Annotated in this window: 13 protein-coding genes and 1 pseudogene; 2 read left to right on the forward strand and 12 right to left on the reverse strand. The window is 44.0% G+C overall.

Features of this window, described 5'->3' with window-relative positions; genetic code table 11:
• Positions 1-115: 115 nt before the first annotated feature.
• The 6 genes from AC4G47_RS15605 to AC4G47_RS15630 all read right to left on the reverse strand — a co-directional run bounded on the left by AC4G47_RS15605 (position 116) and on the right by AC4G47_RS15630 (position 6,852).
• Complete coding sequence (locus tag AC4G47_RS15605) at positions 116-1,414, reverse strand: NCS2 family permease (RefSeq protein ID WP_491101721.1); 1,299 nt, start codon at positions 1,412-1,414, stop codon at positions 116-118.
• A gap of 362 nt (positions 1,415-1,776) precedes the next feature.
• A complete protein-coding gene (locus AC4G47_RS15610) occupies positions 1,777-1,905 on the reverse strand; it encodes a DUF6254 family protein (RefSeq protein WP_219845137.1) in 129 nt (42 codons plus the stop codon).
• A 435-nt stretch (positions 1,906-2,340) separates the two neighbouring features.
• On the reverse strand, positions 2,341-3,045 hold the full coding sequence (locus AC4G47_RS15615) for an ankyrin repeat domain-containing protein (RefSeq protein WP_491101722.1): 705 nt from the start codon (positions 3,043-3,045) through the stop codon (positions 2,341-2,343).
• Between the two features lie 10 nt (positions 3,046-3,055).
• Positions 3,056-4,564, reverse strand: a complete 1,509-nt coding sequence (locus tag AC4G47_RS15620; protein WP_491101723.1) for an S-layer homology domain-containing protein — start codon at positions 4,562-4,564, stop codon at positions 3,056-3,058.
• A gap of 119 nt (positions 4,565-4,683) precedes the next feature.
• Positions 4,684-5,376: a response regulator transcription factor gene (locus AC4G47_RS15625; RefSeq protein WP_145325518.1), complete on the reverse strand. Its 693-nt coding sequence runs from the start codon at positions 5,374-5,376 to the stop codon at positions 4,684-4,686.
• Between the two features lie 6 nt (positions 5,377-5,382).
• Complete coding sequence (locus AC4G47_RS15630) at positions 5,383-6,852, reverse strand: sensor histidine kinase (RefSeq protein WP_491101724.1); 1,470 nt, start codon at positions 6,850-6,852, stop codon at positions 5,383-5,385.
• Positions 6,853-7,125: 273 nt separating this feature from the next.
• On the opposite strand from AC4G47_RS15630, the gene AC4G47_RS15635 reads away from it, so the two are divergent.
• Positions 7,126-7,953 carry a helix-turn-helix transcriptional regulator gene (locus AC4G47_RS15635; protein WP_491101725.1) on the forward strand — a complete coding sequence of 276 codons (828 nt, stop codon included), beginning with the start codon at positions 7,126-7,128 and terminating at the stop codon, positions 7,951-7,953.
• Between the two features lie 79 nt (positions 7,954-8,032).
• Complete coding sequence (locus AC4G47_RS15640; protein WP_491101726.1) at positions 8,033-8,371, forward strand: cupin domain-containing protein; 339 nt, start codon at positions 8,033-8,035, stop codon at positions 8,369-8,371.
• 136 nt (positions 8,372-8,507) lie between these two features.
• Here AC4G47_RS15640 and AC4G47_RS15645 read toward each other — a convergent pair whose 3' ends face one another.
• The 6 genes and pseudogenes from AC4G47_RS15645 to AC4G47_RS15670 form a co-directional block, all read right to left on the reverse strand.
• Positions 8,508-9,644 carry an alpha/beta hydrolase gene (locus AC4G47_RS15645; protein WP_491101727.1) on the reverse strand — a complete coding sequence of 379 codons (1,137 nt, stop codon included), beginning with the start codon at positions 9,642-9,644 and terminating at the stop codon, positions 8,508-8,510.
• A complete protein-coding gene (locus AC4G47_RS15650; RefSeq protein ID WP_491101728.1) occupies positions 9,641-10,300 on the reverse strand; it encodes a TetR/AcrR family transcriptional regulator in 660 nt (219 codons plus the stop codon). The genes AC4G47_RS15645 and AC4G47_RS15650 overlap by 4 nt, the downstream gene beginning before the upstream one ends.
• Positions 10,301-10,471: 171 nt before the next feature.
• Positions 10,472-11,554 (reverse strand): ABC transporter substrate-binding protein, encoded by a 1,083-nt coding sequence (locus AC4G47_RS15655; RefSeq protein ID WP_491101729.1) that lies wholly within the window; start codon positions 11,552-11,554, stop codon positions 10,472-10,474.
• Between the two features lie 191 nt (positions 11,555-11,745).
• A pseudogene (locus AC4G47_RS15660) lies at positions 11,746-11,835 on the reverse strand (cupin domain-containing protein); the annotation flags it as partial.
• A 68-nt stretch (positions 11,836-11,903) separates the two neighbouring features.
• Positions 11,904-14,177: a beta-glucosidase family protein gene (locus AC4G47_RS15665; protein WP_336757949.1), complete on the reverse strand. Its 2,274-nt coding sequence runs from the start codon at positions 14,175-14,177 to the stop codon at positions 11,904-11,906.
• A gap of 19 nt (positions 14,178-14,196) precedes the next feature.
• Complete coding sequence (locus AC4G47_RS15670; protein ID WP_336757948.1) at positions 14,197-15,429, reverse strand: PTS sugar transporter subunit IIC; 1,233 nt, start codon at positions 15,427-15,429, stop codon at positions 14,197-14,199.
• Between the last annotated feature and the right edge of the window lie 122 nt (positions 15,430-15,551).

Genomic DNA, 15,551 nt, shown 5'->3' on the forward strand with positions numbered 1-15,551 from the left:
GTATAGTGTAACCGTGGAAGATGTCCTCTTCGTGACGGGAATATGAACGGAGTATGAACTGCACAAAAAAAAGAGAGCTGCTTGTTAGAGCAGTTCTCTTTTTGATTAGACAGTTTTAGTGGTCCAGGAATACAAGCTGAATGAAGAACAATACCGCAAAAATGTAGAATATCGGATGAACATCTTTACCTTTTCCACGAAGCAGCTTGAGTACCGGATAGAAGATGAAGCCTACGCCGATACCTGTCGCAATACTGTGCGTCAACGGAGTAAGGATGATAATCAGGAAGGCAGGAAATGCTTCTTCGAGATCATCCCATTTGATTTTGCTAATGACGTTAATCATAAAGTACCCAACAATAATCAGTGCCGGAGAAGTGATCGCCGGAATACCAGATATCACGCTTACGATCGGTGTGAAGAACAACGTCAGCGCAAGCAGTACACTTACCGTTACCGCTGTTAGTCCCGTTCTCCCTCCTGCAGCCACCCCTGTGCTGGACTCGATATAAGCCGATGTTGGGCTTGTTCCGAGCAAAGCGCCTGAGGTTGTTCCTACGGCATCTGCCAATAGTGCACCGCGCGAACGCGGGAATTTCCCATCCTTCAGTAGTCCTGCTTGTTCAGCAACGCCGAGCATCGTGCCCGTCGTATCAAACAGTGTGATCAACAAGAAGGTAAATATGATCGTATACAAGCCATTCGAGAATACACCTGCCAGATCCAGTTGCAGAGCCGTTGACGAGAGGCCTTGAGGCATGGATACAATCGATTCCGGCATTTGGAATAGTCCCATGATCCAGGCAAGTATCGCTGTAACCACCATTCCGATGAACAGATAACCTTTCACATTATAAGCCATCAGCACAACGGTAATAATCAATCCGATAATGGTCAGATAAGTCATTGGCTCAGCCAAGTTCCCGATCGTAATCAAATTCGATTCTGAATCGGCAATAATTCCGGCGTTTTGCAAACCTACCGTTGTAATAAACAACCCGATCCCTGCTGTTATGGCATGTTTTAAGCTTGCAGGAATTGCATCTAGCAACATGTAACGGAATGAAGTAAGCGATAAAATAATAAACAAAATTCCTGCTATAAATACGGCTCCCAGTGCAATCTGCCAAGACACGCCATACCCGGCAACTACGCTATAGGCAAAGAATGCATTCAGGCCCATACCCGGTGCGATGACGATCGGATAATTGGACCATATCCCCATAATCAGAGTTCCCACAATACTTGCCAGTACCGTTGCTATGAATACTCCGTTAAAGTCCATCCCCGTACTGCTGAGTATTCCTGGGTTTACGATAACTATGTATACCATTGTGAAGAATGTTGTAACCCCTGCGATAATTTCTGTGGGAATGCTCGTGCCTCGTTCTTTAAGTTTGAACCATTTGTCCATGGTAAAGCCAGCCTCCAACTTTCAAATTATACTCCAAAGCTAAAAACAAAAAATCCTAATCTTCATATAGGATTGTAATATTGTCGCTCCTATATTCGTTGTTAGGATTTAAAGATTCAACAGCTAAGCTCTAAACTAAACATAAAGATACTCATATCTGTTTTAACCTGAAGTCCATTTCGTATTCTAATTAAAATGACATGCAATGTCAATGAATTAACGATTTGTTCACAGTTATTTACGAACTATATAGACATTATTGCTTCTATTCATTCGTTTTTAGAATAGAGTATGTACTTATTGCTCAATGTCTGCAACATATGAAGAAAGACTGCCAGCAATGTTCACTGACAGTCTTTTGCTTAATTCGTAGTAGGTTTCTCTTCATATTCGCTGGATAATTCTTTAAGCGATTTGATTTTGCCATGGGGATGCTGTTCTTGCTTTCGTGACTTCCAGGCAGCTTCTTTTCTTTTCTTCTGGTCAGCCATAAAAGATATCCTCCTCTGGAAACTGAGATGTATACTACTTCTTTATGATGTCATTCTTGGACAACTTTATTCTGGATGCATAGGTGAGAAGAGAATTAGGCAAACATATAAGACAAATTGGATATCGGTTATTAGAGCAGGAATGTTATAGACATGCCACAACTGGAGGTGATTATATGCAAAAAGAAAAACGATCCTGAAATGGTGAAATGGATCAGTACTCGCAAACTAGATATTTAATCAGGACCTATCCCTCTAGTCGGATAAAATACAAGCTCTTATCCTGCTCTTGCTCGTGATGAAAGCTTGGTTCCCCTATACCATAAAAAACCGCTATAATAGCGGCTTTTGTATGTGGTACTTTGTTCGAGTCCGGCACCATTTTCTACCGAATCCTTACATTCTATCTTGTATCTCTTTTACCCTAAATCATTTCTATTCCGCTCCAGCCCGTACCAACATTTCTTCAATTTCTTTAAAGCCTTTATTCTTCGCATGACTGAGCGGGGACACCCCATCACGATCCGATATGTTTACGTCGGCTCCGTGGTCAATGAGTAATTGTATCGTCTCCTGCTGCCGAGCATTGCCATCGTTAAGAATGATCGCTTCGAGCAGTGCTGTCCATCCCAATTGATTCACATGGTCCACATTCACCGAAGTTTGAGTCAGAAGTTCCTGTACTACATCCACATATCCATGCTCCGAAGCCGGAATAAGTGCTGTCCCTCCATATCGATTCGTTATCGCCGGGTCCGCGCCAGCATCAATCGTTAACTTCAAGATATCCAAGAATCCTTCAGCGCCAGCATACAGAAACGGGTTATTCTTCATATCGTCCTGTATGTTCACATCTGCACCCGCTTCAATTAACACTTTAGCCGATGTTAGATCATTACTGTAGGTTGCAATCATTGTAGCCGTTCGTCCACTCTGATCTTGAGCATTGATATTGGCGCCTGCTTGAATCCATTGTTCGATGCGATTAATATCGCTGTCCTCTACTGCCTTGAACAGCTGTTCATCTGCTGAAGTCATGGCCTTTTCCTCCACGTTGGAGTCGTTTTTCATTTCAGGCACGCAGCCTTGGACGATCAACATACTGCTTATCAGGACAACGATGATCAGCGATTTACTCATACTGCCTCCTTTACTCCAGTGTCAAGGTAACCGAAGAAGCGACACTCCAATCCCCAACTGGGTTTATTGTATACGTAGTACCTGAAGTCAACTTTCCATCATTCGTTATGTCGAATACACCCGTGGCACCTTTTCGGCTTGAATATTTATAAGTGGCCGTCACAACATCCCCGCTAGGTGAAGTTAACGTTACACTTCGACCAGAGAACAGTTCATCCTCAGGATCTTGGACAAGCCTAACTTCAATGGCGGTTTCGCTCACTGCTTGAGCACTTGCAACCACTAGTGCATCAAACGATTTCGCCGTAAATGAAGCATTTTCTAGGTTTGCCCAATCCGAAGTAACCGTATATGTGACACCTGATTTCAGCGTTTTTCCTTCAGGCAAACGGAACTTCGGTTCTTGTTTGCCATCTGTAGATTGCGTGAACGGAACATATCTGGCAACGATTGGCTCGCCACCTTCTGGCGTAATTACAACTTGTCTTGCCTGCATGGAGGAGATAACTTGATACGTTTTGCCTCCTGCTTGCTCTTGATCATTCAGGACGAACGCATTAGCTCCTCGACCCCCGCTGTATGCCGAAATAATGTAACCGTAATCCACTACACCGTTCACTTGCAGTGCTTCAATCTCGAATGTATCATTCGTTACTTGACTAACCGTTGTTATGTTTATTTTCGTACCACTGCCTTCAAAGGAACTAGCGTCTTGGCCTTTGTAAGTCAGGTTATACACTTCATCTGTATCTTGTACGGACGTTGGAACGATGTAAGTTGCAATTGACCCTGTTTTCAGACGGGGCATATTGGTTAACGTCAGCCCACCACTAAACGCAAAGTCCGTTTGTGCCTTGGCAAAAGCCTCATCCGCCGCTGTCAGCGGTTTGTCGAATGTGACGATTAACGTAATAGCATTCAGTGATCTAACGCTCTTGATTTGAGCTTGCTCCGAAGGAATAGCTTGGTGAGCAGTTTGCAACAACACTGCTGCTTCGCCGCGGGTTGCTGAACCGTTCTCGGAGTAGAACTCGCTCATCCAATGGTGAACGGACTTTACATCACGTTGCATCGCTTTGGATACGACCTGTTCGAGTTCAGCATCCGACACTTGAGTCTGCGGATTGAATTGTCCATCGTTAGCCTGCATGATGCCAAGTTCAACGAGCTTTGATGCATAAGGTGCATACCACGCGTTCGGATTCACGTCCGTTAGTTCTACGGTTTCTCCCGTCTTGCTCTCCAAATTAAACGTTTTGAAAACCAATGAAGCTAGTTCAGCACGGGTAATCGCTCTATGTTCTCCCATGGATTGATCTGCATATCCGTTCATGATCCCCAAGCTATTCAGATCCTTGATAGCAGCTTCAATCTGTTGTTGGGTAAGCTGTGTGGTTGTTGCCGCAATGTTAGTAACGTATGTAGCTGCATGTACTTGATTCGCAGTTAACGGGAACACTGCTGTACCTAATGCAGTTATGGTTAGAAATGTAGCGATTTTGCGGGTTGTAGAATTCATGGTTGAATTCCTCCTCTATAGGTTGTAGTTGCCTGTATCTATAGAATAGAGGACAAAAAGAAACTCCCAAGGACAAAGTTATTAACAAAATATAAACTGGGTCTAAATTTTCACGAAACTTATGCAGTAAACCGGTAACCCGCTCCCCAGACGGTTTCGATATACTCCGGATTTTTGGGGTCTGTCTCCAGCTTCCCACGCAGTTTGCGAATATGGACGGTTACCGTTGCAATGTCTCCGGTGGAATCCATGCCCCAGATGCGCTCGAACAGATCGGATTTGCTGAACACACGATTGGGATGACTCGCAAGAAATACAAGTAACTCGAATTCCTTGGTTGTAATCGCCACCTCTTCTCCATTAACGAAAACGCGGCGTGATCCTTTGTCAATGTGAAGCCCACGAATGTGGATTTCATCCTGCTGGGCCGGTTTGTTTTTGCCAAGTAGTCTCTCGTATCGGGTCAAATGAGCCTTTGCTCGCGCAACCAATTCACTTGGGCTGAACGGTTTTGTAATAAAGTCATCGACTCCCAGATTGAATGTCCTGATCTTATCGATTTCTTCCTTTTTCGCGGAAACGACAAGGATGGGCACCTCTTTCACCTCGCGGATACGTCTGCAACATTCGAAGCCGTCGAGTCCCGGAAGCATCAGATCAACAATGATCAGATTATAGTCCCCCTCCAGTGCCTGCTTCAGGCCTTCATCTCCAGTATGGCAGAGATCCACGGAAAATCCGTTGAGCTCAAAATAATCACGTTCCAGTTCCGCAATCGTTGTTTCATCTTCAATGATCAAAATGTTTGCCATTACTCCTTAGTCCCTCTCTTCATTCAGCCGTTTCAGCTTGATATATATGCTCGTGCCATCATTAGGCTGGCTTTCAGCCCAGATGAAGCCCCCATGTCCATCAATGATTTGGCGGGCAATTGCCAGTCCAAGTCCACTTCCGCCCGTTGAGGAATTGCGGGATTGTTCTGCACGATAGAAGCGTTCAAATATATAAGGCAGTGCCTCTTCGGGTATTCCCCTGCCATTATCTTTAAACGCCATCGTAATCCATGTCTCATCCGCTTGAAGTGTAATCTCAAATCGTTTTTGTTCATTCTCCATGTATTTGAGTGCATTATCCACCACATTGACAACGGTACGTTTTAGCTTCTCCGGATCCACAGCAGCCATGGCGGGACCATACACCTGGTTATTCCAATCCAGGGCAACACCTTTATCCTCTAGATCGTATCTCAGCTCTTCAATGCTATCTTCAAGGAAATCAGCGAGATCAACTGTCTTGAACAGGAAAGGCTCTTGGTTCAAGTCGAGCTTCGAATACAAAAACAGTTCATCCACCAGCTTATCCATGCTAACTGCTTTGGAGTGAATGATATTAACGTAACTCTCCATTTTCTCGGGCGTATTAGCCACTCCGTCACGAATGCCCTCAATATAACCTTTGATATTGGTAATCGGCGTACGGAGATCATGCGAAATGTTGGAGATGAGCTCTTTGCGGTTCGCTTCGTCTTGCTGACGTAACGCATAAGAGCGCTGTAATTGATTCCGCATGCTCTCAAACGCTTCGCTGAGTTGACCAACCTCGTCATTAGAGTTTAGCTGAAGCTTAAAGGAAAGATTGCCATCTTTAATATGTTCAGCGGAGCTTCTTAGTTGATTCAAGGGCTTAATGAAGCTGCGCGTGATCCAGCGGAACAAGAGCAGATTCGCAATGATGAGGACGCCGATAAGCAGGATTGACATCATAGGTAGCAGCTTGCGAGTAAGCTCCGCAAAGGGGCTTCTCTCACGAATGACGAAGATACTCCCCCGTTCCCCGTCTGAATATTGAAAATCAAATTTCGCATATGCGTAAAATCGCTCACCAATATTGAAGGTGCTCCGAATCTGATAATTGTTAAGATCATAGGCAGGCAGTGCTTGCTTCAGTTCTGGCTGGTTGAAAGTCAGCGATTCGAAGATCTGGTTATTCTCCCGTCTGACATAGAGCCCTGACTTCTCAGCTCGAAGCTTCATGTCATATTCACGAAGCAAAACCTTGTTCTGCAGGTCGTCCGGGTCATTTTTGGCCAGAAACTTCATCTCTTGAAAGATCGATTCTCCCTGTTCAGTCAGGGGGTTGATCTGATAATGCACCTTGTATATATCGCGGAAACTCTGTAGATCCCCTGTGGCCGCAATCGTATACAGACTTGCCGTAAGCAGGATGAACAGCAGACTTATGACGAGCATGCCCGTGAAAGACAGGAGCATTTTTATTCGTATTGACATGGGTTCCCTTTCTCAATCAAGCAATTGGTTTAGTTAGTGCACATGTTAACACAAGATGGATTCTATTGCCCATATGTAAAAAAAGAGGTTTGGCATTCGCAAATTGTAGCGTTATCCTTTATGAGATCCTCAAACGCTGGTTTTTATTTAGCTGAAAGTAACCATTTGATTATATATGTTGACAGTGATAATCGTTATCAATAATGTTGGAGTGAGATGCACAACGATTTATCTTGAATGACCGGCAAACACTTTTGAAATGAGGTACGTAATGTGAAAGTAGACGTTAATCAGTTAGCAGCGCATTTTGCACATATTCCTTTTCAAGTCGAAGGAATATATCGATATGCTAGAAATCCAGGGGTCCCCCATGCTGACTATACCGATTCTTTTCCTGGATTTGTGTTCCCACTTACAGGAGAAACGCAATTTCAATTTGATGGCACGCCTTATATCTTTTCGCCAGGAAAAGTAGTACATGGGGGTGCAAAAATGAAACTGGATCAAACCGTGTCTAATAACTCGGAATGGGAATACATCCTCGTTTTATACCGAATATGTCGTTCAGACATGGAAGAGTCAAGTTTTTCTCATCAGCATTTTGAATTATCAACGGGCCATTCCCCTCGTCTGATCGAATTAATTATGCGTCTGTGGCATGTGTATAACCAGCGTGGAGGTATTTCAAAATTTCAGACCGAGATGCTGTTTCGCGATGTACTGAATGAAACCTTATTGTGTGTTGATCATAGGCAGAATAGTTGTGAATCAGATGCTTTGTTTGAACGAATCTCTGCTTATATCCAAGAATACTATGATCAAAGTCTGACTGTCGCATCGCTTGCAGAACAAAATAACGTTAATCGAAATCGACTTTCCTACGTGTTTAGAAGACATGCAGGTATGGGTCCAGCAGAATATATATTGAAATATCGTATAAACATGGCACAACAAATGCTATTGGCAAGTGATACGTCTGTACAACAGATTGCTGAAACCGTCGGCATTGCTGACCCCTTTTATTTTAGTAGAGTGTTTAAGAAACAATGTGGTATTTCTCCTACGGAGTATCGTCTGAAGTTCATCAATAATCCATCCTGATTTCAATAGGCATCCATGTTATACAAAAGCTTAGATCAGTATACTGAACATAAAGGATTAATACACAGGAGGAATGACGATGCACTATCAAGCTATTCAATTAAATGAGGAATTTTCGAAATTAAACGATCTTTGGTCGCCCAAACTCATTGGTGAAATGAATGACTATCAATTTAAGATCGTTAAGATTAATGGAGATTTCGAGTGGCATGTTCATGAGGAGACCGATAAGTTATTTTTTGTGCTCGAAGGGGAAATGATAATTGATTTTCGTGATGGGCAAGTGAAGATTTCCAAGGGCGAGATGTATATTGTCCCCAAGGGAGTCGAGATCAAGCCTTCCGCCGAAAAGGAATGTCATATCATGTTGATGGAGCCTGCAAGCGAAGTAAACATTGGCGGGACTAAGGCCGAATAAGCATCAGTTATTGGAACCAGTGTTAATTTCTAATATCAGAGTCAGAGAGCCGATAACCGCGTAATAGACGGTTATCGGCTCTGCGTCTGTACGGCCAGCTCTTGGACATGCATTAATCAGCAATCTCTCGGTTATGTCACTTGTTGCTGGTCTTCTTGATCAAGTCCACACCATCGTATGCCAGACTTTCCACACTTGCTGCCTTCTGCAGTATGTAATGATCAAAAAAGTTCTTCGCATAGTCTGTAACAAGATTTCGCATCTCCATAGCATCCCGTTCGCCTCTGAGTTCCTCATTAACACTGGTAAACACGATGTCACAGTAATCTAAATGTGCAACACGATCAACTGAGAAATAATAGGTTTCCATGCTATTGTTAGCGCCAATAATCGCATTCATATTATAGTTAGGTTCACAAAACAGTAGCAAGAAGGGTTTCTTAAGATCGCTGTAAAGAAGGCCGAACGCACCGCTATCCAAGCCAATCCCGCAGGCGAACCGGTCGTCATCCCGGCAAACAATCGCCGTCGTAGGCCCTCCATAAGAATGTCCGACTATGCCCATGCCGATGTCAAGCAACAATCTGCCCTTAAAGATGGAATTCAGCTCTCCAGAGTCCAGTTTGTAAAGATAATCGGCTACATATCTTACATCTTCTGCCTGTAATTCACTATACTCTGTTAACTTGGCAAGTATCGGTAGTGTAAGCACGTTACGGCACATCTCAATGGCAGTTTCATCGTCAGGCCGCATCTCCATCTTACCAGCCAACGCCAGCATCTCCGGATCTTCACCAAACGCTGTAATGACATCCGAAAAATCCTTGGATACATTAAACAGTCGCCCATCTTTACGCTTATACATCGTGCTATTCTGATGGCCGATGCTTACCACAACATATCCCATGCTTGCCAAGTCTGTACAGATCACTGTACCCCATTCTGGAGAACCGCCCCCGCCGCAAACATAGAATAACACCGGATAGCGCTTTTCCTTCCCGGAGAGAGCAAGGTCGTCGTAGCACTGGGTCTTGATATCTATAGAGAAAACATCCTTCAACGCAGTGACAAGTGGCTGCTCATTAAACATCTCGTAGACCTCAGGAAACATGTACGTTGAAGTAGTCTTACCTTCGCTACTGTCGGACGGATAGTACACAAACGCGGTCAGTTCTCTTTTTGAGTCATCTGATGCCGTGTACTCAAAATCCATCTGGGTTCGACCGACAGTATAGCCGCCAATTGGTTCTGGAAATGCGTCATAAGTTTTCATTTTCTTTCCCCCTTGAGATCGCTAACAATTTCAGAATATTTATGATCTTCAACCAGCCCATGACCCATAAAGTCAGTAAAGTACTTGCTAATCTTATGTTGCAGCTTAGAGTCCTTAATATCGAATTCCCTAAAAAACATGATTAAATTAAACTGCATTGACTCAAACATAAAAGAAATCAGGTCATCGTCAATATCAGGTCGGAGATATCCATCAACCCTCATTCGGCGTAAAATGTCCTTGATTAAGGGGGATGACTCTCCCTTTAGCACATTCAGATATACTTTAAGCAAAATGTTCTCAGGAATGTATAAAAGTGTTTCAGTGAGTTTGATTTCCAACTCATTCAGTGGCTCGGTCACCATGCCATTAACGTTACCAAATAAGCCAGTAAGGAAAAACTGGAAAAGGGAATCTTCATTACTGTTATTAAAATACGCAGCTCTTTTCTGGGTCACATTACGTATTAAGAGACAATAAAGGTCATCTTTGTCTTCGAAATACCGATAAAATGTTCCGGGGTGCATGGACAAACTATCCAAAACCATCTTCATTGTTATATCCTCGTAAAGATTATCAACAAAAAGATGCATAGCGCTATTAGATATTTCCTCGCGCCTTGTTTCATCTAAACGAAAGAAAGTGTTTTTTGGCATAAATACTCCTTAATGCGAAGTGTGAATTGATTCACACTATATCGATAATCAATTCACATGTCAAGTAGTCTTGAAATAGAGTGTTCAGAAACTCATTGAGACAGGAACTTGGTTCATGATAACAAAAAAAGCCGCTAAAATAGCGACTTTCAGAGGTCAACCACACTGCCATTACAACCCGAGATCATCAGCGAGTCCTTCAACACCTGTGAAGATGGAATCCCCGTAACCCCAGAAGTTGTTGAAATCAATAATGTAGATTTTCTTGTTTTTAACTGCGTTAATGTTTTGCACCTGCTTGTTGGCTAGTAGCTTTTCAATCGTCTGTTCAGGATCAATACCACCTGCATACCTCGAAATAATCATCGCATCCGGATTAATCTCGATTAGCTTCTCCAGACTGAGTGTGCCGGTTTCATTAATCAGCATATTATGCATATTGATTAATGACATTGCACTTTCAATAAACGTATCACCATTTCCGTTGTAAATGCCAATCGTTCCATCACCATTATCCGAAAAAGATGCATAGTTGATGGTTTCAGCGCTAGCTCGGGCCGACAAGGCATTCTCGCGTGCTTTAAGCGTCTCAATATATGCCGCTGCATTGGCTTGCACGTTGAATATATCACCTAATTCAGTAATATCCTGATACAGACTATCTAACGATGCATCAGGAACACTGGTGCTTTGTACGTACGTTTTAATCCCCATATCATTCAAGCTGCTTACTGTACCAACACCCCAATCCGCATCCTCAAACAATCCACCACGCCCTACAACCAAGTCAGGCGAAGCGCCTATTGTCACTTCCTTACCTACATAGCCTTCAGCCAGCACAGGGATTTTTTTGAATTCATCAGCAATATCGTCAGGTACACTACCAAACAACGCAGCTACACCTACAAGCTTGTCTGTCAAACCAAGGCGAATCATCAGCTCGGCTGCACCTTGGGTATTGGCAACTACTCGTTCAGGTGCCTTGTCAAACGTTTGATCCTTCTTCACCCATGTGCCGTTCTCTGTTGTATAATTTGAAACGGTTACCGGGTAAGTGGTTTCAGCAGATGCCGATGCGTCTGCGTCGGTTTGTTCCCCATTTGTAGCTGCATTCGTGGCACTGCTCTCCGCAGCTTGCTGTGAGCTGCCATTTGCATCTTCGCTGCCACCATTGTTACTTGAACACGCTGCGAGCACCAGAATCATTGCAGTAATCAAACAAAGAAACATCCCTTTTTTAACGGATACCAACATGTAAATAATCTCTCCCTTTTGAATTCTCTCTTGTCTTCTTGACCCATATGTAAAATAACTATTGTCAGTATACAGTAAATGTCGAAGTGTGTAAATGAGAACAATAATCAATATCATTCATTTGATAAATAAAAAGAAATCCCATATGGGTGCCTCTTTGCTTTGGCCATAAATTTTAGTTCATGGAATCTGGTGACTAACATTAGCTGAAATCCGTTACGGTGAATATGCCAGTTGTTGCGGCACTCTGGTTCGAAGGTTACGTTTCCTAACGATATATTCCGAAACGTTAGAAAAACCAAGTTCATCTCCTCTGTACGGGATTGAACTTGGTTTCTCTTTTACTTAACTATTCATTTCGTGCCTGATTAACCTTGGCGATAAGTTCATTAATAATTTCATCAGGTGAACGCTCGTTCATCCATTGTTGACCGAACATTTGGAATACTTTGATCATCGGGAAATCTGCCCAGAATCCCACAAACTCCTCGTTAAGATATACCTTGTCCGTAACGTGCTCGTTCATTTCATTCAGGCAATGCTCCAATTCCTTTTTCGCTGCAGGATCACTCATCCACTCACTGAGCAGACTGAATTTGTGGAACGTGATTTCTTCTTTACCAAAGTCACAATGCAGACGTTCCGTAATTCGAAGATCTTTGGACGAGCTGCCAAGTGAAATTTGGAAAAACCCGGTCTCTGCCACCCAACGGTTATACTTGGTGTTGTAATATGAGAAATCTCTCTCTTCCAGTTCAAAAGTAACCTTGCGTTTTTCACCCGGCTCCAGTTCAACTTTGGCAAAAGCTTTCAATTCTTTCTCTGGACGGGTCCATGTGCACTCTTCATCGTGAACATACAATTGAACAACTTCTTTCCCCTTGCGCTTTCCGGTATTTTTCAATTGGAAGGACACCGTAACACCGGTATGGGTCTGAGCCACTTTCAGATCCGTATACGAAAATGATGTGTAAGACAATCCGTGTCCAAACGGGAATTGAGGTGCCAGTTCTTTCCGGTCATAATATCGATAACCCACGAACAGGCCTTCGCGATAATACAGCTTGCCGTTCTCTCCGCGAATTCGCATATGTGAAGGGTTGTCCGACAGTTTAACGGGGAATGTCTCAGACAGCTTGCCCGATGGATTCGTTTGTCCGAATAATACATCTGCAATCACTTTACCCATGCCTTGACCCGATAACCAAGAATGAATTACACCAGGTACATGCTGTACCCATGGACGCATCGCCAGTGCGGAACCGCTGCTCGTCACGACAATGCACTTGGGCTGAACCGCGGCTACCGCGAGAATCAATTTCACTTGATGCTCGGGAAGGTCAATCCCATTCAAATCATGCATCTCCGATTCCGCATATTCCGGTTGGCCTACAAACAGTACAGCAACATCGGAATTCATGGCTAATGAGACGCTTTCCTTAATAAGCTCATCATTGATGGAGTCATCCTCCGGGTACCCTTCTGCATAATTCATGGTCATGGCATCGCCAGCCAGATTCTTAATCTCGTTCCATGGAATATCGACTCTTGTAGGCGTTACCTTCGCACTGCCTGCACCCTGAATTCTAGGCTTCTTGGCAAACCGTCCAATCACGGCAATGGACGCCACCGATTCCTGCTTCAGGGGAAGAATCGCGTTCTCATTTTTCAGAAGAACAATACTTTCGGCAGCCGCTTTACGAGCAAGTGCATGGTGATCCGCATCTTCAGAAGAACCCGCATCTTTCTTGCCCGTTACCCGCTCAACCAGCTTCAAAATACGACCCACGCTTTGATCCAACTGTTCTTCGGAGAGGCTTCCGCTCTGAACCGCTTCAATGATCGCTTTGGTATTGTAATTGGCGGGACCCGGCATCTCCAGATCAAGCCCGGCCTTCAGTCCGCGTATCCGATCATTGACAGCTGTCCAGTCGGATAGAACTACACCTTCATAGCCCCACTCTTCTCTCAAAATGTCATGCAGCAAATGTTCGTTCTCACTCGTATATGTTCCATTCAATAAATTATAGGAACACATGACCGTCCATGGGTCGGATTTCTTAATAATCCGTTCAAAGGCGCTCAGGTAAATTTCGCGAAGCGTCCGCTCGTCGATTTCCGAACTGGTCACCATTTTCTCGAACTCCTGGTTGTTGCCTGCAAAGTGTTTGACAGAAGCGCCCACGCCTTCGCTTTGGATCCCGTTTATAAACGCCGCACCAAGTTCCCCCGTCAAGTATGGGTCTTCCGAATAGTATTCGAAGTTTCTTCCGCCGAGCGGCGTTCTTTTCATATTGACACCGGGTCCAAGCAGCAGCTCGACGTCCATGGTTTTCGATTCCTGTCCCAGTGCCACACCAACCTCATGCAACAATTCCGTATTCCACGAAGAACCGATGGCTGAGCCCGTAGGGTAACAGGTGGCGGGTACATTTTCCGTTGTGATGCCCATTTCTTCGTCACTGTTCGTTTTACGAATGCCATTAGTCCCGTCGTACATATGAACTGGCGGAATGTTTAACCGCTCAATTCCTTTCGTCATCCACATGTTTAATCCCGCGCAGAGTGAAGCTTTCTCGGCCAGAGTCAATGCCGACAACAATTCATTGATTGATTTATCCATAGTACTCACCCTTCTGATATCAATTTTGTTCCTGTTCTTTCTTCAGTTCCTGTGCATCATATAGTTTGAAAAACGGAAACCAAACAATAAATACAATCACCAGGACGACCGCCAGCAAGATAAGCCCATTGAATCCGGACATAATGTAGGTGGACAAGCCGATCGGTGTATACCATAGCTGGAAGATCTGGCTCGGGATCCGTACCCAACCCCAGTCGAGAGCCAAGTACACAATCACCGGCGTGATAAGTGCGTTAATCCACATCGGCACCATGAGTAATGGATTAAAGGCAATCGGTGCTCCGTACACGACAGGTTCATTAATGTTGAACAAGGACGGGATAATAGTCGCCTTGCCGACAGATTTCAGTTTTTTCGAACGTGCCATCAGGAACCAAACAACTAACGGCAAGGTCGCTCCCATTCCTCCAATACCCAACCATCCGGAGAAAAAGGTTTCAAACGTGTTGATATTGACGGGATCTTGTCCCGCTGCCACAAGAGCTGCATTTTCTTCGATTGCAGGTATCCAGATCGCGTACCAGATCGGTGTCATGACCCACGGGCTTACGCCGAAAGAATACAGTACAACACCAATGAAATTGAACAATAAAAATCCGGTTAAACTTTGCCCTACGGCATTGATCGGCTCAAATACGTTCACGATCAGTCCAAAAATATCAAAATGAAGCTGGTATACAAGCAACCATCCTGTTGTTAATACCAGGGCGATCGGGACGAGAAAATCGAACCAGTCCATGATGAATTCGGGAAGTGAAGACCCCTTTTTGAAGAACGAAAATTTGTTGCACATGATCATTACAAGAGCGACAAATACACCTACCAGGAGTGCTGTAATCATCCCCGAGGGTCCAAATCGTTCAAGGATGAACTGGATGGTACCGTCTTCGTTTACCGTCGGGTTAAGCAGCATCACGAACAGAGATATCCCTGTCATTCCAGCCAGCAGCTTGATTTTATGTCGTTCTCTTTTTTCCATCACCACATAAGGCGTCAGAAAAGCAATAAACAACCCCAGCAAACCGAAACTGAATGTCGTGATGGGTGTCAGGTCAGGCATCCCCGGGATGAAATCCTGCAAAATCGAAATCAATGTAATAATCGAACCGATGAAAATCATCGGAATGGCGACCATGATGGCTTCTTGTATCGAAGCAACCCAAATATTGTTCGTAAACGCCTCCAATCTTGGCGCAAACGAATCTGTCATCCATTTCATGAAACGCTTCATCCAAAACTCCCCCTGTCTTCCTCTAAGTTGCCACAACCATAGTATATCGATTTGTGTTAACGCTTTCTTGTTAAAACTTGCCGCATCATGGTTCGTTTTTTGCCCAATCCATCGCTACAGTT

Source organism: Paenibacillus sp. Negev47 (assembly GCF_058313655.1).

What these genes read in the sequence shown, in the direction of transcription:
- AC4G47_RS15605 (WP_491101721.1), bottom strand. Translation starts at nt 1,414, where the DNA reads ATGGACAAATGGTTCAAACTTAAAGAACGAGGCACGAGCATTCCCACA.
- AC4G47_RS15610 (WP_219845137.1), bottom strand. Translation starts at nt 1,905, where the DNA reads ATGGCTGACCAGAAGAAAAGAAAAGAAGCTGCCTGGAAGTCACGAAAG.
- AC4G47_RS15615 (WP_491101722.1), bottom strand. Translation starts at nt 3,045, where the DNA reads ATGAGTAAATCGCTGATCATCGTTGTCCTGATAAGCAGTATGTTGATC.
- AC4G47_RS15620 (WP_491101723.1), bottom strand. Translation starts at nt 4,564, where the DNA reads ATGAATTCTACAACCCGCAAAATCGCTACATTTCTAACCATAACTGCA.
- AC4G47_RS15625 (WP_145325518.1), bottom strand. Translation starts at nt 5,376, where the DNA reads ATGGCAAACATTTTGATCATTGAAGATGAAACAACGATTGCGGAACTG.
- AC4G47_RS15630 (WP_491101724.1), bottom strand. Translation starts at nt 6,852, where the DNA reads ATGTCAATACGAATAAAAATGCTCCTGTCTTTCACGGGCATGCTCGTC.
- AC4G47_RS15640 (WP_491101726.1), top strand. Translation starts at nt 8,033, where the DNA reads ATGCACTATCAAGCTATTCAATTAAATGAGGAATTTTCGAAATTAAAC.
- AC4G47_RS15645 (WP_491101727.1), bottom strand. Translation starts at nt 9,644, where the DNA reads ATGAAAACTTATGACGCATTTCCAGAACCAATTGGCGGCTATACTGTC.
- AC4G47_RS15650 (WP_491101728.1), bottom strand. Translation starts at nt 10,300, where the DNA reads ATGCCAAAAAACACTTTCTTTCGTTTAGATGAAACAAGGCGCGAGGAA.
- AC4G47_RS15655 (WP_491101729.1), bottom strand. Translation starts at nt 11,554, where the DNA reads ATGTTGGTATCCGTTAAAAAAGGGATGTTTCTTTGTTTGATTACTGCA.
- AC4G47_RS15665 (WP_336757949.1), bottom strand. Translation starts at nt 14,177, where the DNA reads ATGGATAAATCAATCAATGAATTGTTGTCGGCATTGACTCTGGCCGAG.
- AC4G47_RS15670 (WP_336757948.1), bottom strand. Translation starts at nt 15,429, where the DNA reads ATGAAGCGTTTCATGAAATGGATGACAGATTCGTTTGCGCCAAGATTG.